Below are 22284 nucleotides of genomic sequence, written 5' to 3' on the forward strand. Positions count from 1 at the left end.
CGTCCAGGTCCGAGGCCGGCACTTCGACAAACGCGTCCAGCCCGAAAGCTGGGCGCTTTTTTTTGGATGGGTGACGGCGGTGCAAGGCGCGCGTGCCTCGCGTGCGCGTTCCACGACGCGCAGCCGCGCCTTGCCTGGTGCTGCGCACGCGATACGGAAGCCCGAGCGAGTGCGGGGAGGGGGGCGCCGCAGTCGAAGCCGGCCGTTCGCTCCCACAGGCGGTGATCCACGGATCTGGCGGCGCATGCAATGCATCCTGCGAGACGACCGCTCACTCGGTCGCTCGCAGCGCCAGCGCGCGCAGGCCTTCAATCGGTCGCTCGCAGTTGCGACGGCACGACCCACGCCCGCGTCACGGCAGCCGTCCACGTCGATGGAAGTACACCTGCTCCGCGGCGCGTCGCAGCAGCGGCGAATGCAGCAGCGCATCGACCGGCCAGTCCATCTGCAGGCGATCGAAGGCCCAGCGCAGCAGGCGCTTGCTGCGGAAGCGCGGCGCCGCGCGTTCGGCCACGCGCTCGGGCGCGTCGCCGAGCCCGCGTCGATGCCGGCCGATCGCTTCGCCGACGGTCCAGCCGTGCGCCCACGCCGAGTGGATGCCGCCGGCGGTCAACGGCGACACGATGCCGGCCGCATCGCCCGTCAGGATCACACCGGGCGCGGCCAGGCGGGCCACCGGTCCCCCGCAGGGAATCAGGCCGGCCCGGGTTGCATCCGGTTGCCGGTCCGCCGGCAGGCCCAGTCGCGCGCCGACCCGCGCACGCAGCGTGTCGATGTCGGGCACGCCGCGCCGGTGGGCCCGGTGCCGGAACGCGAGGCCGAACTGCACCCCGGTCGGCGATTGCGCGGCCCAGCCGATGTAGCCGGGCGCCAGCGCGCGGCTGATGAAGCAGTGCAGCGCTTCGGGCTCGTCGAGCGTGGCGCCGGCGAATTCGTGTTCGATCCCGTAGAGGAAGGCGTCCACCTGGCCGAGCCCGGCGCGTTGGGCGACGCGCGACTTGGCGCCGTCCGCGCCGATCAGCCAGCGCGAGCTGCCCAACCCCTGGACCTGCCAGCCGTCGCCGACGCGCGCGGCATCGGTGAACGACTGCATCAAGCGCAGGTCGACGCCGGCGTCGCGCATCTCGCCGGCCAGCCAGCGCAATACGTTCGGCGTGTCGGTGGTCAGGAAGGCGTGGTCGTCGGCCTGCAGCGGCAGGCTGGCGAGCCGCGGGGCGTACAGGCGCACCCGTGGCACCGGCCGGTACAGATGCGCGGGCATGCGGCCGAGCCGCGTGGTGGCGAACGCTTCGGCGACGATGATGCCGGTGGTGTGCAGGCGGATGCCGGGGTCGTGCTTGCGCTCCAGCACGCAGACCCGCAGCCCGGCCTCGCGCGCCGCGAGCGCACACGCCGCGCCGGCGAAGCTCGCGCCCACGATCACCACGTCCCAGTCGCATGCCGCCATATCCGTGCTGCCCCGCTTGAAAGACGGGGCAGCATCGCGTGGCGCGGTGGAGCGCCGATGGCGGGGACGTGAAGCGAAGGCGAAGTGGCAACAGCTGTGCCGGGCGTCGTGGGTTGCCCGATCTGGCCGAGGCAGAAGCTGCCGCTTGCTCGCGTCCAGCTGGTGCGGATAGCCCTGTCATGCACGCGGTCTGCCGGACGCGCATGGCCAGCGCATCGGGCGCTTCGTCTGCAGGAGCGCGCTCGCACGCGATGTCGGGGACGTGCAGGTCTTGCGCGGCCCGTCGGTCAGGCGCTGCGGCTTCGCGCGCCAGCGCGCTTCTGCAGAGCATCGTGCGCGCGTCGACATCGCCGCGTGAAGTGCGTTGGCGCCGGATCGCGCGCGCGTCTGCAGCACCGATTGCCGCGTCGGTGAACGGGTCTTCCGCACCCCGGACACGACACGGGGCCCGAAGGCCCTGTGCGCTGCAGCGTGCGAGTTCAGACGGTCAGCGACCGCCACCCCGCGGGCCGCGATTGCCGCCGCCCGGCGGACGACCACCGCCCGGACCGCGATTGCCCGCGCCGCCACCCGGACCCCGCGCACCCGGTCCCTTCGGACCCCGGTTGCCGCCGCCCGGACCCGGGCGCGGACCGCGCGGCGCGGCGTTCGGATTGAAGCTGCCGGGATTGGCATGATCGGACGGGAACGACGGGGCGCTGTCGGGATGTCCGTAGGGCGCGCGCGGACGACCCGCGCCGCCGCTGTTGCCACCACCACCGCTGCCCTGACGCGGCCACGCGCCCTGGCCACCACCGGCGCCACGCGGACCCTGTCCACCGCCACCGGGGCCGCCCGGACCACGCTTCTTCGCACCGGCGCCCGCGCCGCCATACGGCTTCTTCGGGCCGCGGCCGTCGGCATTGCGATGCCCGCTCGGACCGGTCTCGACGCCATCGGGCACGTACCAGGTGCGGAAAGCGGCGGGATTGCCTTCCGGCAATGCCCGGTTGCCCTTGTCGGCGCGCTGCTTGAACGGCTTCTGCGACTGCTTGGCCGCGGCGTCGCCGCTGACCGTCAGGCCACCGTGCGGCTTGCGCGGGCCACCGCGACCGCGGCCGCGGTCTTCGCGCACGTGATCGAAACGACGCAGCTCGCGGCCTTCGTCGGCGCCACTGTTGTGACCGTTGACGTAGGCGTTGCCGGAATTGAAGTTGACCGTCGACTTGGCGGCCTTGCGCTGGCCGATGACCGGCTGCAGCGTCAGTGCCGGAGGCGGGCCTTCCTCGAGCTTGAGCTCCTTGCGCAGCGCTTCGACCTGGGCGTCCGGCAGTTCCTGCGACTGCCCGCGCAGCAACGGCTGCGGCAGGACCACGTTGCCGTAGCGCACGCGCTTGAGGCGGCTGACCTGGCATCCCTGCGATTCCCACAGGCGGCGCACTTCGCGGTTGCGGCCTTCCTTGAGCAGCACCTGGAACCAGTCGTGCGAATCCGTGCCGCCGATGCGCTTGATCTCGTCGAACTTGGCCGGGCCGTCCTCCAGCGCGACGCCGCGCTGCAGGCGGTCGACCAGCTTGTCGGACACGTCGTCCTCGCCTTCGGGCGCGCGCACGCGGCAGACGTATTCGCGTTCGACCTCGTAGGAGGGATGCATCATCGCGTTCGCGAGTTCGCCGTCGGTGGTCAGCAGCAGCAGCCCGGTCGTGTTGATGTCGAGGCGGCCGATCGCGATCCAGCGCGCACCCTTGAGGGCGGGCAGGGCGTCGAAGATCGTCGGTCGACCTTCGGGATCCTCGCGGGTCGTGACTTCGCCTTCGGGCTTGTTGTAGATCAGCACCCGCGCCGGCTCGGTCAGCGCGCTGGCGACGAAGCTGCGGCCGTCGAGGTCGATGCGGTCGCCGCCCTTGACGCTCATGCCGGTCTGCGCGGTCTCGCCGTTGACCTTGACCAGGCCGTCGGCGATGCGCTGTTCCAGCGCGCGGCGCGAGCCGAGGCCGGCCTGCGCGAGCACCTTGTGCAGGCGCTCCTCCAGCTTGGGGGCGGCGTCGGCCGCCGGGGTCTCGCCTCGCTTCAGCGTCAGCGGGCTGCGGGCGGGCTTGTCGGGGGAATTGCGATGCTGCGTCATGAAGTGCTCCGGTCGCTGTCGCCGTCTACGGCGAGGGCGTCTTGTGGTTCGGGATCCTGGTCGCCGGTGTCGGCGTCCGTGTCGTGGTGGTCGGGTGGGGCGATGTCGGGGTCGACGTCGCCGGTGTCGTTCGTGCGGTCGTGATCGGTGTCTTCCACGGTCGAGGCCGCGGTCCCGGCGGTCTCGCCGGTGCCGGTGGCGTCGCGCGCCGCGTCGTCGACGGCGCCGTGGTGCGGGGCGTCGGTATCGTCGTGCGCGTCGGCGTCGGGTGCGTCTGCTGCGTCGTCCGTCAGGTCCTGTGCCGCGTCGCCGTGGTCGTCCGCATTCGCGGTGATGCCACCGACCTGACGCGGCCCGTCGTCACTGGCGAAGCGCATCTGCGGGTCGAGCTCGGCGAAGTCCTTGAGCTCCGACAGCGGCGGCAGCTCGTCGAGGCGCTTGAGACCGAAGTAGTCCAGGAAGCCCTTGGTCGTGCCCAGCAGTTCCGGACGGCCCGGCATGTCGCGATGGCCGACGACGCGGATCCATTCGCGCTCTTCCAGCGCCTTGATGATGTTGCTGTTGGTGGCGACGCCGCGGACCTGCTCGATCTCGCCGCGCGTGATCGGCTGGCGGTAGGCGATCAGCGCCAGCGTTTCCAGCGTGGCGCGCGTGTACTTGGTCTGGCGCTCGGTCCACAGGCGCGCGACCCAGCCGTGCACGTCCGGCTTGACCTGGTAGCGCCAGCCCGAGGCGAGCTCGACCAGTTCGACGCCGCGTGTTTCGCAGTCGGCGCGCAGGGTGTCGAGGGCCGCCTCGATGGCGCCATCGGGCAAGGCTTCGTCCAGCGTGAACAGCGCGCCGAGCTGCGAGGCCGTCAGCGGCTGGGTCGCGGCCAGCAGCGCGGCCTCGACGATACGGGTGATCAGGGACTGGTCCATCGTGCGCAGGGGAGACTCGTTCGGATGGGAAGGTCAGCGGGCCGCGTCGGCATCGCTGCCGTCGTGGTCGGACGGGACGTCGTCGTCGAACTCGCTGGAGAACTGCAGCGCCGTGCCGTTTTCCTCGGCGTCGGCCAGCGACTTGATGTAGATCGGTGCCAGTGGCGCCTCCTGCACGATGTCGAGCAGGCGTTCCTTGGTCAGCTCCAGCACCGACAGGAACGTGACCACGACACCGAGCCTGCCTTCGGACGGGTCGAAGAGCGACTCGAAGCGGTGGAAGGCGCCGCCGGTCAGCCGCGTCAGCACTTCGCCCATGCGCTGGCGCACGCTCAGCGCATCGCGACGGATCGCGTGGCCGGTGAACAGCTCGGCGCGCTTGAGCACATCGTGCAGCGCCAGCAGCATCTCGCGCAGATCGACCGGCGGGGGTTCGCGGTTCGCCGGACGCTCGGGCAGCAGCGCGGACGCGGGGCTGGTGTCGCGGTCCTGTCGCGGCAGGCGGTCGATGTCTTCGGCCGCCTGCTTGAAGCGTTCGTAGTCCTGCAGCCGGCGCACCAGCTCGGCGCGCGGATCGTTCTCGTCGCTGTCCTCGCTGGGCGGGCGGGGCAGCAGCATCCGCGATTTGATCTCGGCGAGGATCGCGGCCATCACCAGGTACTCGGCCGCCAGCTCGAAGCGCAGTTCCTGCATGACGCTGATGTAGTCGACGTACTGCCGGGTGATGTCGGCGACCGGAATGTCGAGAATTTCGAGGTTCTGGCGACGGATCAGGTACAGCAACAGATCGAGCGGGCCTTCGAAGGCCTCGAGGATGACTTCCAGCGCGTCCGGCGGGATGTACAGATCCTGCGGTATCTGCAGCACCGGCTGGCCGTGCACCACCGCCAGCGGCATCTCCTGCTGCTGGGGGCTCGCGCCGGGGGCGCCCGCGACAGGCGCGGCATCGGTAGCGGCTTGGGTCATTCGGTTCGCGACCCCTCCGGGTCACACGACAACTGGTTCACGGGCGGCGCGTCACGACAGGACACGACTGCGGGCTGGTCCGGCCGCGGGAACGCGGCATCGGGATTCGGTCGCGCGGCATCGGCCGTCGCGGAAACGCAAGGTGCTTCGAGGACGTCTGCGGTCGATCGTTCCATGCACGACACGCACCTGGCGGGAACAGGGGCGGGCGGGAAGAGGCGTCGGACCGGGCCGGGTGTGACCGCTGGACGGGGAGCGCCTGGGCGCCATCGTTGCGGTGAACTGGCCGGGAATCTGGGGCACAGGGTATAGCGGCGTTGCGGGCGCTGTCCAGCCTTGGCGCATCGCACATGCTCGTTACACTGCCGGGCCATCCGCACGGGACGAATCTGCATGTGGTACGCGATCGAAGGACATGACGGCGACGACGTTCTGGACGCACGCCTGGCGGCGCGCGCCGCCCATCTGGACCGGCTGCTCGCGCTGCGCGAGGCGGGGCGCCTGCTGATCGCGGGCCCGTGCCCGGCGGTCGACGCCGAGGAGCCGGGCCCGGCCGGGTTCAGCGGCAGCATCGTCATCGCCGAGTTCGCCTCGCTGGCCGAGGCACGCACCTGGGCCGACGCCGATCCCTACGTCGCGGCGGGGGTGTACGCCCGCGTCGACGTGCGTCCGTTCCGGCGCGTGCTGCCCTGATCCGGGGGTGCTCCGCACACGGCGAGCAAGCGTCGAAGCCGCGCACGCGCGGGTTCGCACCCTGTGCAGGGCGGGCCGCCCGTGCCGCCGTCACATCGCCCCGGCAGGTTGGTGCGGCGCAACATATTCATTTCATTGCAGTTTCTTTGCTTGATGATCTGAAAACGCTTACATTCGCCGCATCACGCAACCGCGGAGGGCGGTGTGAGCATCACCATCAAGGATGTCGCGCAGCGCGCGAACGTGTCGGTCGCGACCGTCTCGCGCGCGCTCAACGGCCATCAGAACGTCGCCGAGGCAGTGCGCAAGCGCGTGCTCGCGGTGGCCGCCGAGCTGCGTTACAGCCCGCACCATGCCGCGCGCAGCCTCAGCAGCCGGCGCACCCAGACGATCGGCGTCGTGCTGCCGGACCTGCACGGCGAGTTCTTCTCGGAGCTGATGCGCGGCATCGACCAGGTCGCGCGGGTGCGCGGCCAGCACCTGCTGGTGTCGAGCTATCACGGCAATCCGGAAGCCCAGGGCGCGGCGCTGCGGGCGATGCGCGGTCGCGTCGACGGCCTGTTGCTGATGTCACCCTACCTGCACGATGCGGACTTCCTGTCGCAGAACGTCGACGCCAGCCTGCCGCTCGTGCTGATGAACGCCGCGCGCAGCGAAGGCCACGCGGCACTGGGCATCGACAACCACGGCGGCGCACTCGCGATGACGCGGCACCTGATCGCCGCCGGCTATCGGCGCATCGCGTTCATCGCCGGACCCGAAGACAACGACGACGCGCGCGAACGACTGCGCGGCTATCGCGACGGACTGGACGAAGCCGGTGCGGGCTTGGAGCCCTGGGTGCTGCCGGGCCGTTTCGACGAAGACTCCGGCCATCAGGCAGGGCAGGCGTTGCTGGCGGCGGATGCGCGGCCCGATGCCATCTTCGCCGCCAACGACATGATGGCGATCGGATGCCTGTACGCACTGGGCCGCGGCGGTCTGAAAACGCCCGATGAAGTCGCCGTCGTGGGCTTCGACGATATCCCGCTTGCACGCTACGTTCACCCCGCGCTAACGACGATGCGCGTCGACATCGCCGAACTCGGCGCGCGCGCGATCAAGACCCTGCTCGACATCGAAGCGGCACCCGCCGCATCCGTTCCGGGTGCCATGTCGCTGCAGACCGAACTGGTGGTGCGGGATTCCTGCGGCAGCCGCCGCTCGGGGTCCTTGTCCACGGTGTCCACGTCGCGACCCGCCGAGCGAGGCGCGACCGTTATGCGTTGAGTGTTGTGTGGCCTTGGGAGGGGCAACCATGCATCCGAACGTTTCAAAGATCGTTCCGCGGCGGCGCGCGTGCCGGCCCGGTCCGCATACCTGACGCCGGTGTCCGCCTGCTTCATCCCTGATCCCCCTGTTGTGCCGGGACGCGCCTCCGTGCGTCACGGTCGAATCCCCTTGATTACGAGAACGCCATGAAGCAAACGTCCGTCTTTTCCCGGCCGATGGCCCGGTCCCTGCTCAGCGGTGCGCTGGCCAGCTGCCTGTTCCTGGCGGCGCCCGCAGCTCTGGCCCAGTCCACGTCGGCGACGATCCGCGGCCAGGTGATGGTCGACTCGGCACCGGCCACCGAAGCGCGCGTGACCGCGACGAACACCGGCACAGGATTGACCCGCAGCGTCGGGCTCGGCAGCAACGGCACCTACAACCTGGTCGGCCTGCCGCCCGGAACGTACCGGATCGACGTGACCGCCAACGGCCAGACCAGTTCGCAGACCGCGACGGTCGCCATCGGCCAGACCGCGACGCTGAATCTGGGCGTCGGTGGCGTGGCCGAAGCGGCGCCTGGCGGCGAAGCGACGGACCTCGATGCCGTGACCGTGACCGCCGATGTGCTGGTCGAGACCAAGACCTCGGAAATCGCGACCTACGTGTCGCAGAAGCAGATCGAATCCCTGCCGCAGAACTCGCGCAACTTCCTCGCCTTCGCCGACACCGTGCCGGGCATGCAGTTCGTCAATTCCCCCAACGGCACGGAGTCGCAGCTGCGCAGCGGTGCGCAGGGCTCGAGCAACATCAACGTGTTCATCGATGGCGTCGGCCAGAAGAACTACGTCACGCCGGGCGGCATCACCGGCCAGGACGACAGCCGTGGCAATCCGTTCCCGCAGTCCGCGATCGGCGAGTACAAGGTCATCACCTCGAACTACAAGGCCGAGTACGACCAGATCAGCAGCGCGGCGGTCACCGCGGTGACGAAGTCGGGCACCAACGATTTCTCCGGCAGCTTCTTCTGGGACCGCACGTCTGACGAGTGGTCGGCGCGTACGCCCCGCGAGATCCAGGACGGTGTGCAGCAGGACCAGGTGACGGAGCAGTACGGCGTCACGCTGGGTGGCCCGATCATCCAGGATCGCCTGCACTTCTTCGTGGCCTATGACGCCAAGGACTTCGTGGTCCCCAAGGACACGCGTCCGCCGACGGTCTTCGATCCGTCGGTGTTGCCGCAGGATCTGGCGGGGTTGTACGGCGGGTACAGCGTGCCGTTCAACCAGGATCTCTATTTCGGCAAGCTCAGCCTGCAGCTGGCCGAAGCCCATCTGATCGAGCTGTCGCTGCGTTATCGCGAGGAAGATTCGATCAATCCGGGCGATGACATCAGTACCCCGTCGTTTGCGACCAACTTCACCAATGACGAGACGCGGGCAGACCTGCGCTACCAGTTCAACACGACCAACTGGTTGAACGACGCCCACATCACGTTCGAAGAGGCGGCTTACAACCCCGTTCCCGTGACCGCCGCGCCGGGTCAGCGTTACACGATCGTCGATCCCAACAATCCGGCGAACCTGCGGCTGGGTGTGCTCAACGTGGGCGGCGGTCCGACGTTCCAGGACAAGGGGCAGCGCGGCGTCGGTCTGCAGAACGACCTGACGTTCTTCGGCTGGGAAGGCCACACGATCAAGATGGGCGTGAAATACAAGCAGGTGGACCTCAATGCGTTCCAGCAGAACCCGCCGTTCCCGCAGTATTTCTACGATGTCAACGAGAGCCTCACGCAGCCCTATCGGATCACGTTCTCGGCGCCGCTCGCAGGCCGCAATCCGAATGTGGAATCGAGCAACAAGCAGTTCGGCATCTACATCCAGGACGACTGGGAGGCCACCGACCGTCTGACGCTGAATCTTGGTCTCCGCTGGGATTACGAGGACAATCCGAGCTACACGGACAACGTCATGGATCCGGGCGTCGCGGCAGCCATCCGCGGCTGGAGCAATCTCGACAATGCCGATTACAACCGCGAGGACTTCATCAGCACCGGCCAGAACCGCCGGAACCAGAAGAACGCGTGGCAGCCGCGTCTCGGCTTCTCCTACGACCTCAGCGGCGACGAGAGCCATGTGCTGTTCGGCGGCGCCGGCCGGGCCTACGACCGCAACATCTTCGACCAGATGGCGCGCGAGTATTACGGCGGTGCATTCACGAGCTACGAGGTCCTGTTCGATACGCCGCTGCACGAATGCGATCCCGCCACCGCTTCCAACTGCGTACCCTTCGACCCGGCCCTGCTGACGCCCGAAGGCGTCGCCGCGTACATCGCGGCGAATCCGCGCTCGGGCGGTGAGGTGTACGCGCTGAACAATGATTTGAAGACGCCGTATTCCGACCAGTTCAGTCTCGGCATCCGCAGCCAGTGGATGGTGATGGGGCACAACTGGAGCACCTCGGCGACGGTCGCGCACATCCGCAGCCGAGAGGGCATCTATTTCCGACTGGGCAACCGGTATGCGGACGGCAGCTTCCATCAGATCGCCGGCGCGCCGGACGCGACCTGGGGCGGTGTGCCGTTCGGTCAGCCGATCCCCGGTTACGGCAACCTGATCCTTGGCGACAACGGCATCGAGTACAACCTCAACTCGTTGTTGCTGTCGATCGACAAGCCCTACACGGAGGATTCGGGCTGGGGCTTCAATGTCGCCTACACCTTCAGCGATGCCGAGGAAAACCGGTCGGATGCATCGAACGGCGAGTCGTTCTATTTCGACGGTTCGCGCGTCGATCAGCGTTTCTATCGATCCACGGGCCTCGCCAGGCACCGGTTGGTGCTGTCCGGCATCTACGAGCTGCCCTGGGCGACCACGTTCAGCGCCAAGTTGATCGTAGCGAGTCCGACTCCGCGTCTCGCGACCAACTGCGTCGCGGACCCGGCGCCTGGCAATCCCTATTGCTTCTACGATCCCTACACTGGAACGGCGCTGGGACACCGGAACGGATATCTCGTTTAAGATCCGCGCCGATGTCCTCAACGCGTTCAACTGGCGTAACTGGAACCAGTACGACCTCAACCGCGGTGGGTGGGACATCAACGCCCCGGCGCTCGACGTGAACGAGAACTTCGGCTCGCGCAGCGGCAACGAGATCCTGCTGCCCACGCGCACGTTCAAGCTGTCGTTCGGTCTCGACTGGTAAGACCTCACGCTGCCGGTCCCCTTCGGGTGACCGGCAGTTTTATACTTGGCACTGAAAACGATTTCACCGCGAGGTTTTCCAACGATGCATGCACGTCTCCGGGTGTTGTTCCTTCTGATGTTCGTGGCCTGTGCCGCGCTGTTCGTGGCAGGCTGCGGCAAGCAGGAGCCGGAAGCACCCGCCGTGCCGCCGCCTACCCCGGGCCCGATCGCGCAGACGCCCGAGCAGGTGGTCGAGCCCGAAGAGGTCGTGCCGCAGGGGCCGCCCGAACTGCCGCCGCTGTTCGCCGACATCGAGCGCCGCACGTTCCAGTATTTCTGGGACACGACCAACGAGGTCAACGGTCTGACGCCGGACCGGTTCCCCTCGCGTCCGTTTTCCAGCATCGCGGCGGTCGGTTTCGCGTTGACGGCGTATCCGATCGGCATCGAGCGCGGCTGGGTGAGCCGCACGCAGGCCGTCGACCGCACGCTGACGACGCTGCAGTTCTTCCGTGACGTGAAGATGGGACCGCAGGCGACCGGCACCGGCGGGCACCAGGGCTTCTTCTATCACTTCATCGACATGGACGAAGGCCATCGCTTCGAGCCCTGGGTCGAGCTGTCGAGCGTCGACACCGGGCTGATGATGATGGGCGTGCTGTTCGCGCAGTCGTACTACGATCGCGACGATCCGCGCGAGGTCGAGATCCGCGAGCTCGCCGACCAGCTGTACCGCAACGTGCGCTGGCCGTTCCTGCAGCAGCGGGCGCCGCTGATCTCGATGGGCTGGTATCCCGAGAGCGGCTTCATCGAGCACGACTGGAGCGGTTACGACGAGGCCATGCTGGTCTACATCCTCGCCCTGGGTTCGCCGACACATCCGGTCGGCCCCGAGGCCTGGGAAGTGTGGACGCGCACCTACGACAAGTCCTGGGGCGTGTTCCGCGGTCAGGAATACCTGAGCTTCGCGCCGCACTTCGGCCACCAGTACACGCACGTGTGGGTCGATTTCCGCGGCATCCGCGACGATTACATGCGCCGCCGCGGCATCGACTACTTCGAGAACAGCCGGCGCGCGACCTACGCGCAGCGCCAGTATGCGATCGACAATCCGATGGGCTGGAAAGACTATGGCGAGAACGTCTGGGGCCTGACGGCCAGCGACGGCCCGCAGCGCACCGACCAGGACTACAACGGCGAGCAGCGCGAGTTCCGCCATTACAGCGCGCGCGGCGCGGGTCTCGATGTCGCCTTCGACGACGGCACCATCGCACCGACTGCCGCGGTCGCGTCTGTCGCCTTCGCGCCGGAAATCGTCATCCCGGCGACCGAGGAACTGCATCGCCGTTACGGCGACTTCCTGTACTCCAGCTATGGTTTCCTCGATTCCTTCAATCCCAGCTTCACCTACGAAGGCGTGCCGCTGAAGACGGGGCGCATCGTGCCGGGCAAGGGCTGGGTCGCCAGCGACTACATCGCCATCGACCAGGGGCCGATCCTGGCGATGATCGCGAACTACCGCAATGACTTCGTCTGGAACGTGATGAAGAAGAATCCGTACATCCGCGCGGGCCTGGAGCGTGCCGGCTTCACCGGTGGCTGGCTCGCCGGCGAGGACGAGCCCAAGGATTCCGGCCCGCCGGATACCGAAGGTGCGACCGCGCGTGCGATGGGCATCGCCGAATCGCGCGCCGCCAGCCAGACGCGCGACCGCAGCGATCGCGCCCCGGCGCCGCCGCCGGCCCGCGCCTCCGATCCCGAGCCGGCGGACTGAGCATGCCGATGTCGCGTCGCATCGCAACCGGTTCCGTGTCGCGCCTGCGTTGCGGGCGCATGCGGTCGTGGCTGGCGCTCGCTGCCCTGGTGCTGGTGCTGGCCGGCTGCGCGCGCACGTCCGAGGACACCGTCGTCCGGTTCTGGGCGATGGGGCGCGAGGCGGAGGTCGTTTCCGAACTGGTCCGCGAATTCGAGGCCACGCACCCGGGCATCCGCGTCGAGGTCCAGCAGATTCCGTGGACCTCGGCGCACGAGAAGCTGCTGACCGCGTTCGCCGCCGATGCCTTGCCCGACATCTGCCAGCTGGGCAATACCTGGGTGCCGGAGTTCGCCGTGCTCGGCGCGCTGGAACCGCTGCAGTCGCGCGTCGACGCGTCGCCGATCATCGACGAGACCGACTACTTTCCCGGCATCTGGCGCACCAACGTCATCGACGACACGCTATTGGGCGTGCCCTGGTACATCGACACGCGGCTGATCTTCTACCGCAAGGACATTCTCGCGGCTGCGGGCGTGACGACGCTGCCGCAGACCTGGGCCGAATGGGAAGCGGCGATGGCCGCGGTCAAACAGCACGTCGGCCCGGAACGCTACGCGGTGATGGTGCCGCTCAACGAGTTCGAGCAGCTGCTCTCGTTCGGCCTGCAGCAGAATGACCCGCTGCTGCGCGACGACGATACCCGTGGCAATTTCGCCAGTCCCGGCTTCCGCCGCGCGATGGGGTTCTACGCCAACCTGTTCGAGCAGGGCTGGGCGCCGCGAATGTCGGAAACCCAGATTTCCAACGTCTGGGACGAATTCGGGCGCGGTTTCTTCGCGTTCTACGTATCGGGTCCGTGGAACATCCGCGAGTTCCGCAACCGCATGCCGGCCGAGCTGCAGGATGCGTGGGGCACCGCGCCGCTGCCAGGCCCGGACGGTCCGGGGGCGGGCATCGCCGGCGGCACCAGCCTGGTGCTGTTCCGCGATTCGCCGAACAAGGACGCGAGCTGGCAGCTGATGGAATTCCTGTCGCGTCCCGACATCCAGCAACGCTTCCACGCGATGATCGGCAACCTGCCGCCGCGGCGCAGCACCTGGGAGTTCCCGCAGCTGCGCGAGGATCCATACGCGCAGGCGTTCCGCGACCAGCTCGAGCGGGTGAAGCCGACGCCGCAGGTGCTGGAGTGGGAGCGGATCGTGCAGGAGATGCGCCTCGCCAGCGAGCGCGTCGTGCGCGGGGGCGTGTCGCAGGACGCCGCGCTGCGGGAGCTCGATGCGCGCGTCGACACGCTGCTCGAGAAGCGGCGCTGGGTGCGCGAGCAGGAAGAAGAGGCCGCCTCGGCAGGCGCGCGCCCGCGCGCGAATGGCGCCGCCGGGCACACGTCATCGCGCGCCGACGACGCAGGCGGCACCGCCCCGTCGCGCCCAGGCGCGCTCCCCCACACGGAGATCGCCGATGCGCGCTAGTACCGCAGGCTGGATCTTCGCCGGACCCGCGCTGATCGTGCTCGGCGTGTTCTTCGGCATCCCGGTCGCGTCGGCGCTGCTGTTGAGCCTGACCGACTTCGATCTGTATGCGCTGTCCGACATGGACCACCTGCGCTTCGTCGCGCTCGGCAATTACGTGGAACTGCTGCAGACGCCGCTGTTCTGGAAATCGCTCGGCAACACCGCGTACTTCGTCGTCATCGGCGTGCCGCTGTCGATCGGGGTCTCGCTCGGCGCCGCGCTGCTGCTCAATGCCAAGGTCGCCCGCTTCAAGGGCCTGTTCCGCACGGCGCTGTTCGCGCCGGTGGTGACCACGCTGGTGGCGGTCGCGGTCATCTGGCGCTATCTCTTCCACACCAGCTACGGCCTGGTGAACTGGGCGCTGGGCCAGATCGGCATCGCGCCGGTCGACTGGCTCGGCGATCCGACGTGGGCCATGCCGACGATCATCCTGTTCGCGGTGTGGAAGAACTTCGGCTACAACATGGTGATCTTCATCGCCGGCCTCGCGGCGATTCCCGAAGACCTGTACGAGGCGGCGCGCATCGACGGCGCCTCGCGCTGGAAGCAGTTCGTGCACGTCACGCTGCCGATGCTCGGCCCGGTGCTGCTGGTGGTCGCGGTGATCACGGTGTCGGGCTACTTCCAGCTGTTCGCCGAGCCCTATGTCATGACGCGCGGCGATCCGCTGCAGAGCACGGTCAGCGTGCTGTACTTCATGTACGAGGAAGGCTTCATGTGGTGGAACCTCGGCCGCGCGTCGGCGGTGGCGTTCCTGCTGTTCCTCATCATCCTCGGCGTCACGACATTGCTGCTGCGCTTCGGGCGCAAGCGGGAGCTGGTATGAGCCGGATCGCGGCGTATCACGAAGTCGGCGCCACGCGCTGGTCGGCCTGGGCGGTCAACGGCGCCCTGGCGGCGCTGGCGATCGTCGCCCTGGCGCCGCTCGCGTGGATGCTGTCGGTGTCGTTCATGCCGACCGGCGAGGCGAGCGGGTTTCCGCCGCCGCTGTTGCCCTCGGCGATCACCTTCGACAACTACCACGAGCTGTTCGCGCGCGCCGGCATGGGCCGCTACTTCGCCAACAGCCTGATGGTCTCGGCGGCGATCACCGTCGGCGCGCTGCTGATCAATACGATGGCCGGCTACGCCTTCGCCAAGTTGCGCTTCAAGGGACGCGAACGGCTGTTCCAGCTCCTGCTCGCCGCGCTGGTGATTCCCGCGCAGGTCGCGATGCTGCCGCTGTTCCTGATGATGAAGGGCATGGGCCTGGTCAACAGCTTCGGCGCGGTGATCATTCCGGGCTTGGCCACGGTGTTCGGCATCTTCCTGGTGCGCCAGTACGCACGTTCGATTCCCGACGAGCTGCTCGAGGCCGCGCGTATCGACGGCGCCGGCGAGCTGCGGATCTTCTTCCAGATCGTGCTGCCGATGCTCAAGCCGGTGCTGGTGACGCTGACCATCTTCACCTTCATGGCCGCGTGGAACGACTTCATGTGGCCGCTGATCGTGTTGACCGACCAGACCAACTACACGCTGCCGGTCGCGCTGGCCGCGTTGTCGCGCGAGCACATCCAGGACGTCGAGATGATGATGGCCGGCGCCGTCGTCACCGTGATCCCGGTGCTGCTGCTGTTCCTCGCGCTGCAGCGCTACTACATCCAGGGCCTGCTGCTCGGCAGCGTCAAAGGGTGAGCCGGCGCGCTTGCGAACCACGGGTTCTCGCGCCGGCGCATGCCCGGCCGAGGATGGGCGGGTCGCATCCACCGGAATATCGGCGGTCCCGCCAGGGATCGCACCGGGACATCCAGCGACAGGAGCGCGCGTGCGCGCGCCCAGTCACGCATTGACGCGGTACCGCGCGCAAGCTCGCGCCTGCAGAAGCCTCGCACTATCGACCCGAACCACGGAGCCACGCATCGCATGAAGATCCTCGACACCCGCGCCCCCGGCGCGCCTGCCGATCCCGACATGACGCTGGCCGGCAATATTGGCGCCCCGGTCGGACCTCGCGGCATCGCCCGCGCCGCCGGCGTCGCCGCACTCGTCGTCGCACTTGCCGCGTGCAACGTCTCGCCGTCCCCGGACGCAGGCGCCGGCACGGACGCCGCGAATGGCGGCGCGGATGTGGATGTCCTCGACGATTTCGAGGATCTGTCCGCATGGCGCGTACTGACCTCGAACCAGGTCAGCGGCGCGCTTCGCGCCATCGACGGCCCGGCGGGCAAGGCGATGTGCCTGGACTACGATTTCAACGGCGTGTCCGGCTATGTCGGCGTGCAGCGCGATCTGCCGCTGGAGTATCCGGAGAACTACCGCTTCGGTTTCCAGCTGCAGGGCGACTCGCCGGCCAACGACCTGCAGTTCAAGGTCATCGACGCCAGTGGCGACAACGTGTGGTGGGTCAACCGGCCGAAGCACGCCTTCCCCGAAGCATGGACCGACGTGCGCTACCGCAAGCGCCACATCGACAAGGCCTGGGGCCCGGATCCGGACAAGACCCTGCGCGCCAGCGAGAAGCTCGAATTCACGATCTACAACAACGCCGGCGGCAAGGGCTCGGTGTGCTTCGACACGCTGACCTTCGAGACCCTACCGGTCGACGACGGCAGTCCGCTCGCCTTCGCCGCGGCGGCGTCCGAATCCACGCCGGCACGCGCGGGCGCGGCCATCGACGACGAGATCGGCACCGCCTGGGTCGCGCCGGTCGGCGTGCCCGAGACGCTGTCCCTGGACCTGGGCCAGGCGCGCGAGTTCGGCGGCCTGCGCCTGCACTGGCGCGACGGCGCGCATGCGACCGAGTACACCGTGCGCCTGTCCGAGGACGGCAACCGCTGGCGCGACGTGCGCACGGTGACGGGGGGCAATGGCGGCGTCGACTGGTTGTCGCTGCCGGAATCCGAAGCGCGTTACGTGGGCCTGTCGTTGACGGCCGGCCCCGGCGTCGACTACGCGCTGGCCGATGCCAAGGTGCAGCCGTTGTCGGTCTCCGCGCACCCCAACGATTTCATCGAAGCGGTCGCGGCCGAGCAGCCGAAAGGCCACTTCCCGCGCGGCTTCAGCGGCGAGCAGGCGTACTGGACGATCCTCGGCCTCGACGGCGGCTTCGAGCAGGGGTTGATCGGCGAAGACGGCGCGATCGAGGTCGGCAAGGGCGGCTTCTCGATCGAGCCCTTCGTGCGCGTCGACGACGCGCTGGTGTCGTGGGCGGACGTCACGGTCGCGCAGTCGCTGCAGGACGACTACCTGCCGATCCCGAGCGTCGACTGGACGCATGCGGCGGTCGGGCTGCGCGTGACCGGCTTCGCCCGCGGCACGCCGGACGACTCGCAGCTCGTCGCGCGTTACCGGCTGACCAATCCGGGCACGCAGTCGCGCGCCTACGAGCTCGCGCTCGCGGTACGGCCGATGCAGGTCAATCCGCCGACCCAGTTCCTCAACACCATCGGCGGCGTCAGCCCGTTGCGCGCACTGGCGATGACGCCGTCGCAGGTATCGGTCGACGGCACGCCGCGCGTGTTCACGCGCGCGCCGGCGCAACAGGCGTTCGCGTCGACCTTCGATGCGGGCATGGCCGTCGAACACCTGGCATCGGGCACGCTGCCGGCGACGACCGAGGTCGACGATCCGCAGGCGCTGGCCTCCGGCGCGCTGGTCTACCGCATGACCCTGGCGCCGGGCGAATCGCGCGAGTTCGACCTGCTGATTCCGATGACCGGTGATGCGCCGTCGGGCTGGTCGGGGGACGCCCAGGCCCTGCAGGACGCGGTCGCCAACGAATGGCGCGCGAAGCTGGGCGAGGTCGGCATCGAGGTGCCCGAGGCCGGCAAGCCGTTGGCCGATACGCTGCGCACGTCGCTCGCGCACATGCTGATCTCGCGCATCGGGCCGCGCCTGCAGCCGGGCACGCGCTCGTACGCACGCAGCTGGATCCGCGACGGCGCGATGATCTCCGAAGGCCTGCTGCGCATGGGCCGGCCGGAAGTGGTGAAGGAATACGTCGAGTGGTACGCGCCGTACCAGTTCGACAACGGCATGGTGCCGTGCTGCGTCGACGACCGCGGCAGCGATCCGGTGCCCGAGAACGACAGCCACGGCGAGCTGATCTTCAACATCGCCGAATACTGGCGCTACACGAAGGACGACGCGTTCCTCGCCGCGATGTGGCCGCATGTACTCGGCGCGTTCGAGTACATGGAAGTGCTGCGCGCCAGCGAGCGCACCGAGGAGAACCGCGCGGTCAACGCGGCCTTCTACGGCATGATGCCGGCCTCGATCAGCCACGAGGGCTATTCCGCCAAGCCGATGCACTCGTACTGGGACAACTTCTGGGCGCTGCGCGGCTACAAGGACGCCGTCGAGGTCGCCGAGGCGCTGGGCAAGACCGGCGACGTCGCGCGGATGACCGCGGCGCGCGACGAGTTCCGCGTGGATCTCGACGCGTCGCTGCGCGCGGCGGCGGACCAGCACGACATCGACTATCTGCCCGGCGCGGCCGAGCTCGGCGATTTCGATGCGACCTCGACGACGATCGCGCTGGCCCCGGGCGGCGAGCAGGGCCGGCTGCCCGAGCCGCTGCTGACCAACACCTTCGAGCGCTACTGGACCAAGTTCAGCGATCGCCGCGACGGCCGCGAACCATGGAAGGACTACACGCCCTACGAATGGCGCAACGTCGCCGCGTTCGTGCGCCTGGGCTGGCGCGAGCGCGCCAACGAGGTGCGCGAGTGGTTCTTCGACCACCGCGCGCCACTGGCCTGGAACCAGTGGGGCGAAGTCGTGACGCCGACGCCGCGCACGCCGTTCTTCCTCGGCGACCTGCCGCATGCCTGGGTCGGTTCGGACTTCGTCCGCTCGGCGCTCGACATGTTCGCCTACGTGCGCGAGGTCGACGACAGTCTGGTGCTTGCCGCGGGCGTGCCCGCCGCGTGGTTCGACGGCACCGGCGTGCGCCTCAACGGCATGCGCACGCCGCAGGGCACGGTCGGCTACCACCTGCGCCGCGACGGCGACGCGCTGCTGCTCGATATCGATGCCGACAGTGGTTTGCCAGACGGCGGTCTGGTGCTGCAATGGCCGTACGCCAGCGTGCCGGGCGCGACGACCATCGACGGCCTACCCGCGCAGTGGGACGGCAACGAGCTGCGCATCAATCGCGCCGGTGCGACGGTACGGATCGCCGGCGCCGGTTGATGCGGCTCTTGTAGGAGCGCGCTAGCGCGCGATGGGCATTCCAAGGAACGCCCATCGTGAGCGCGCGCGCTCCCAGAGCGCCGGTTTCCCGGGATTCGTGATGGTCCGCGCTCCGGCGCGGCCAGGCTGACTTCATGTGACATGGGCCGTCCGGCGCAGGTTGCCCCCAGAAAAGCGGCTCGCACACGCGCCGCGAATTGCCGGGCTGTCGGGTACAGGCCATGCCGCACACACGCGGGAGCGATGCCTGTAGGAGCGCGCTTGCGCGCGATTGGCGTATTCGCGCGACGTTCCGTCGCGCGTAAGCGCGCTCCTGCACTGCGGGTGGCGGACGCGTGGTTGCGGCGGGGCTGCCTGACTGCCAAAGGCGAGGCCGGCCCGACGAAGATCGTCCACAAACCGGCAACGTCCCGGAGATCACCGGGCGCCATCAGACCGAGGGCGCAACGCGCGTCCGCGGAGACGCACGACGCAATTGATGCAGGAGCGCGCTCGCGCGCGATAGGCGTTTCCCGGGCTGCCCCAGCGCGCGCGCTCCTACAGGATGTGGCGTCGAGTGGGCCGGCAGGCCGCGGCGCGGTGTCGGGAGCGACAGGGCGGGGCGGCCAGAGGCGGCCCGGCGTCAGCCCGCGCGGACCTCGCGCACGATCTGGGCTGCGCGCGCGGCCGTCTCGCGGACGCGGGCGAAATCGCCTGCGGCGAGCCAGGCCTTGTCGAGCATCCACGAGCCGCCGATGCACAGCACGTTCGGCTGCGACAGGAACTCGGCCGCGTTGGCTTCGGAGATGCCGCCGGTCGGGCAGAAGCGCATGTCGTGCAGCGGGCCGGCCAGGCCCTTCAGCATCGCCAGGCCGCCGACCGCGTTGGCCGGGAACAGCTTGCAGTTGCGGAAACCCAGGTCGTACAGCGCCATGAATTCCGTCGGCGTTCCCGCGCCGGGCACGACGGGAATCGCCGCGTCGGCCAGCGCCTGGGCCAGTGGCGCGGGCGTGCCCGGCGTGACCAGGAAGTCGGCGCCGGCGTCGATCGAGGCGCGGATGTTGTCGGCGTTGCGGATGGTGCCGGCGCCGATGACGATGTCCGGGCGCTCGCGCTTGAGCATCGCCAGCGCGTCGATCGCGACCGGCGTGCGCAGCGTGAGTTCGAGCGTGTTCAAGCCGCCTTCGAGCAGCGCATCCGCGATCGCGCGGGCCTCGTCGAGGCTGTGCACGGTGATCACCGGCAAGACGCCGGCATCGCGCAGGAAGTCGGCGGCGCGCTGCTGGCGCTCGGACATCGGGGAAGCGTGGGCCATCGGATCAGTTGTCCTTTTCGTCGTGGGGCGCGGCGGCGGCGGCCGCATCCGCGCCGAGATCGTATTCGGCATCGTAGTCCCAGGCACCGCCTTCGGCGGTCGCCGGACCGCAGCTGATCGACAGCGCCCCCTGGTCGGCGGGCGAGACGTTGGCGCGGTTGAAACCGAACAGGTTGCGGCCGAAGTCGGTGGGCGCGGGCGCAGTGTCCGGCGCCGCGGTGCGGGCCCGCCATTCGGCGTCGTCGACCAGGGCGACCAGCGTGCCGGCCTCGCCGTCGAGGCGAATGATGTCGCCTTCCCGCACGAAGGCCAGCGGGCCGCCGCGCGCGGCTTCCGGGGTCACGTGGATCGCGGCCGGAATCTTGCCCGACGCGCCCGACAGGCGGCCGTCGGTGACCAGCGCGACGCGCCGGCCCTGGTTCTGCAGCATGCCCAGCAGCGGCGCCAGCGAATGCAGTTCCGGCATGCCGTTGGCCTTCGGGCCCTGATAGCGCACGACCGCGACGAAATCCCGTGGCAGTGCGCCGGCGGCATGCAGCCGGTTCAGTGCCTGCGGCGCGTCGACGACGACGGCCGGCGCTTCGATGGTGCGGAACTCGGGCTTGACTGCGGACAGCTTGATCAGCGAGCGACCCAGGTTGCCGCGCAGCAGGCGCAGGCCGCCCTGGGCCTCGAACGGCGCGGACACCGGGCGCAGCACGCCGTCGTCGGCGCTGGTCGTCGGGCCGGGCGCGTAGCGCACGCGCGTGCCGTCGAGCTTGGGCTCCTCACCGTAGCGGGCCATGCCGCCCTCGACGATGGTCGGGATGTCGCCGTGCATCAGGCCGGCGTCGAGCAGTTCGCGGAACACGTAGGCATTGCCGCCGGCCGCGTGATAGCGGTTCACGTCGGCTTCGCCGTTGGGATACACGCGGGCCAGCAGCGGCACCACCTGTGACAGCGCGTCCATGTCGTCCCAGTTCAGCACGATGCCGGCGGCGCGCGCGACCGCGATCCAGTGGATGGTGTGGTTGGTCGAACCGCCGGTGGCCATCAGCATCGCGACCGCGTTGACGATCGCGCGCTCGTCGATCAGCTCGCCGAGCGGACGGTAGTCCTCGCCCAGCGCGGTGATCGCCAGCGCGCGCTCGACCGCCTCGCGGGTGAAGGCTTCGCGCAGCGGCGTGCCGGGATTGATGAAGGCGGCGCTCGGCAGCTGCACGCCCATCGCTTCGAGCATGGTCTGGTTGGAGTTCGCGGTGCCGTAGAACGTGCAGGTGCCGGCCGAGTGGTAGGACTGCGCCTCGACTTCCAGCAGCTCCTCGCGCGTGGCCTCGCCGGCGGCGTAGCGCTCGCGCACTTCGGCCTTGGTCTTGTTGGGAATGCCCGGCGTCATCGGGCCGCCGGGAATGAAGATCGCCGGCAGGTGGCCGTAGGCCAGCGCGCCGATCAGCAGGCCGGGCACGATCTTGTCGCAGATGCCCAGATACACGCTGCTGTCGAACATGTCGTGGGACAGCGCGATGGCGGTGGCCTGGGCGATCACGTCGCGCGAGAACAGCGACAGCTCCATGCCGGCGCGGCCCTGGGTGACGCCGTCGCACATCGCGGGCACGCCGCCGGCGACCTGCGCGGTCGCGCCCAGCGCACGCGCGGTCTCGCGGATGAATTCCGGGTACGGCTCGTAGGGCTGGTGCGCCGACAGCATGTCGTTGTAGGCGGTGACGATGCCGATGTTCGGCGTCGGCCCGTTGCGCAGGCGGGTCTTGTCGGTCGGCCCGCATGCGGCGAAGCCGTGCGCGAGGTTCGCGCAGCTCAGGCGGCCGCGCAGCGGCCCTTCGTCGCGCATCCGCGCGATGCCGTCGAGGTAGGCACGGCGCGATCCTGCGCTGCGCTTGCGGAGACGTTCGGTGACGGCGTCGAGGACGGGATGCAGGCTCATGGGCGGCGGCTACGAGAGTGGGGGAGGGACAACGGGCGGCGCGGCGACGCGGAACGCCTCAGGGCAG

General features: G+C 69.1%; 12 protein-coding genes and 2 pseudogenes. 8 read left to right on the plus strand and 6 right to left on the minus strand.

The features are described 5' to 3' along the window. Positions 1-352: 352 nt before the first annotated feature. From CJ022_RS04275 to CJ022_RS04290, 4 genes and pseudogenes are all read right to left on the minus strand, one after another. Positions 353-1447 (minus strand): NAD(P)/FAD-dependent oxidoreductase, encoded by a 1095-nt coding sequence (locus CJ022_RS04275; protein ID WP_101925432.1) that lies wholly within the window; start codon positions 1445-1447, stop codon positions 353-355. 487 nt (positions 1448-1934) lie between these two features. Further along, the gene (locus CJ022_RS04280) at positions 1935-3551 is read right to left on the minus strand and encodes a pseudouridine synthase (RefSeq protein WP_101925433.1); all 1617 of its coding nucleotides are present in this window, start codon (positions 3549-3551) and stop codon (positions 1935-1937) included. A gap of 23 nt (positions 3552-3574) precedes the next feature. Beyond that, positions 3575-4471, minus strand: a pseudogene (scpB, locus tag CJ022_RS17760) (SMC-Scp complex subunit ScpB); the annotation flags it as partial. Positions 4472-4504: 33 nt separating this feature from the next. Further along, entirely contained in the window at positions 4505-5437 is a 933-nt protein-coding gene (locus CJ022_RS04290; RefSeq protein ID WP_101925435.1) for a segregation and condensation protein A, read from the minus strand. Positions 5438-5830: 393 nt separating this feature from the next. Between CJ022_RS04290 and CJ022_RS04295 the strand changes: the two genes are divergently transcribed. The 8 genes and pseudogenes from CJ022_RS04295 (at position 5831) to CJ022_RS04330 (ending at position 19002) form a co-directional block, all read left to right on the plus strand. After that, positions 5831-6130, plus strand: coding sequence for a YciI family protein (locus CJ022_RS04295; protein WP_101925436.1), 300 nt, complete (start codon positions 5831-5833; stop codon positions 6128-6130). A 204-nt stretch (positions 6131-6334) separates the two neighbouring features. Further along, positions 6335-7399 (plus strand): LacI family DNA-binding transcriptional regulator, encoded by a 1065-nt coding sequence (locus CJ022_RS04300; RefSeq protein WP_101925437.1) that lies wholly within the window; start codon positions 6335-6337, stop codon positions 7397-7399. Positions 7400-7587: 188 nt separating this feature from the next. Next, positions 7588-10582, plus strand: a pseudogene (locus CJ022_RS04305) (TonB-dependent receptor). A gap of 84 nt (positions 10583-10666) precedes the next feature. Beyond that, the gene (locus CJ022_RS04310; protein ID WP_101925438.1) at positions 10667-12337 is read left to right on the plus strand and encodes a glucoamylase family protein; all 1671 of its coding nucleotides are present in this window, start codon (positions 10667-10669) and stop codon (positions 12335-12337) included. 59 nt (positions 12338-12396) lie between these two features. Then, positions 12397-13788, plus strand: a complete 1392-nt coding sequence (locus CJ022_RS04315; protein ID WP_101925493.1) for a sugar ABC transporter substrate-binding protein — start codon at positions 12397-12399, stop codon at positions 13786-13788. Then, the gene (locus CJ022_RS04320) at positions 13778-14656 is read left to right on the plus strand and encodes a carbohydrate ABC transporter permease (RefSeq protein ID WP_101925439.1); all 879 of its coding nucleotides are present in this window, start codon (positions 13778-13780) and stop codon (positions 14654-14656) included. The genes CJ022_RS04315 and CJ022_RS04320 overlap by 11 nt, the downstream gene beginning before the upstream one ends. Next, positions 14653-15504 carry a carbohydrate ABC transporter permease gene (locus CJ022_RS04325; protein ID WP_101925440.1) on the plus strand — a complete coding sequence of 284 codons (852 nt, stop codon included), beginning with the start codon at positions 14653-14655 and terminating at the stop codon, positions 15502-15504. Before CJ022_RS04320 ends, CJ022_RS04325 begins: the two co-directional genes overlap by 4 nt. A 276-nt stretch (positions 15505-15780) precedes the next feature. Continuing rightward, on the plus strand, positions 15781-19002 hold the full coding sequence (locus CJ022_RS04330; RefSeq protein WP_101925494.1) for a discoidin domain-containing protein: 3222 nt from the start codon (positions 15781-15783) through the stop codon (positions 19000-19002). Positions 19003-19624: 622 nt separating this feature from the next. Here CJ022_RS04330 and CJ022_RS04335 read toward each other — a convergent pair. Next, on the minus strand, positions 19625-20278 hold the full coding sequence (locus CJ022_RS04335; protein ID WP_101925441.1) for a bifunctional 4-hydroxy-2-oxoglutarate aldolase/2-dehydro-3-deoxy-phosphogluconate aldolase: 654 nt from the start codon (positions 20276-20278) through the stop codon (positions 19625-19627). A gap of 22 nt (positions 20279-20300) precedes the next feature. Then, positions 20301-22217 (minus strand): phosphogluconate dehydratase, encoded by a 1917-nt coding sequence (gene edd / locus CJ022_RS04340; protein WP_101925442.1) that lies wholly within the window; start codon positions 22215-22217, stop codon positions 20301-20303. Positions 22218-22284 lie beyond the last annotated feature (67 nt).

Source organism: Luteimonas rhizosphaerae, from assembly GCF_002849595.1.
Classification (GTDB): domain Bacteria; phylum Pseudomonadota; class Gammaproteobacteria; order Xanthomonadales; family Xanthomonadaceae; genus Luteimonas; species Luteimonas cellulosilyticus.

Coding starts and splice junctions, on each gene's coding strand:
- CJ022_RS04275 (WP_101925432.1), bottom strand. CDS start 1,447: ATGGCGGCATGCGACTGGGACGTGGTGATCGTGGGCGCGAGCTTCGCC.
- CJ022_RS04295 (WP_101925436.1), top strand. CDS start 5,831: ATGTGGTACGCGATCGAAGGACATGACGGCGACGACGTTCTGGACGCA.
- CJ022_RS04325 (WP_101925440.1), top strand. CDS start 14,653: ATGAGCCGGATCGCGGCGTATCACGAAGTCGGCGCCACGCGCTGGTCG.
- CJ022_RS04320 (WP_101925439.1), top strand. CDS start 13,778: ATGCGCGCTAGTACCGCAGGCTGGATCTTCGCCGGACCCGCGCTGATC.
- CJ022_RS04290 (WP_101925435.1), bottom strand. CDS start 5,437: ATGACCCAAGCCGCTACCGATGCCGCGCCTGTCGCGGGCGCCCCCGGC.
- CJ022_RS04310 (WP_101925438.1), top strand. CDS start 10,667: ATGCATGCACGTCTCCGGGTGTTGTTCCTTCTGATGTTCGTGGCCTGT.
- CJ022_RS04315 (WP_101925493.1), top strand. CDS start 12,397: ATGCGGTCGTGGCTGGCGCTCGCTGCCCTGGTGCTGGTGCTGGCCGGC.
- CJ022_RS04330 (WP_101925494.1), top strand. CDS start 15,781: ATGACGCTGGCCGGCAATATTGGCGCCCCGGTCGGACCTCGCGGCATC.
- CJ022_RS04335 (WP_101925441.1), bottom strand. CDS start 20,278: ATGTCCGAGCGCCAGCAGCGCGCCGCCGACTTCCTGCGCGATGCCGGC.
- CJ022_RS04280 (WP_101925433.1), bottom strand. CDS start 3,551: ATGACGCAGCATCGCAATTCCCCCGACAAGCCCGCCCGCAGCCCGCTG.
- edd (WP_101925442.1), bottom strand. CDS start 22,217: ATGAGCCTGCATCCCGTCCTCGACGCCGTCACCGAACGTCTCCGCAAG.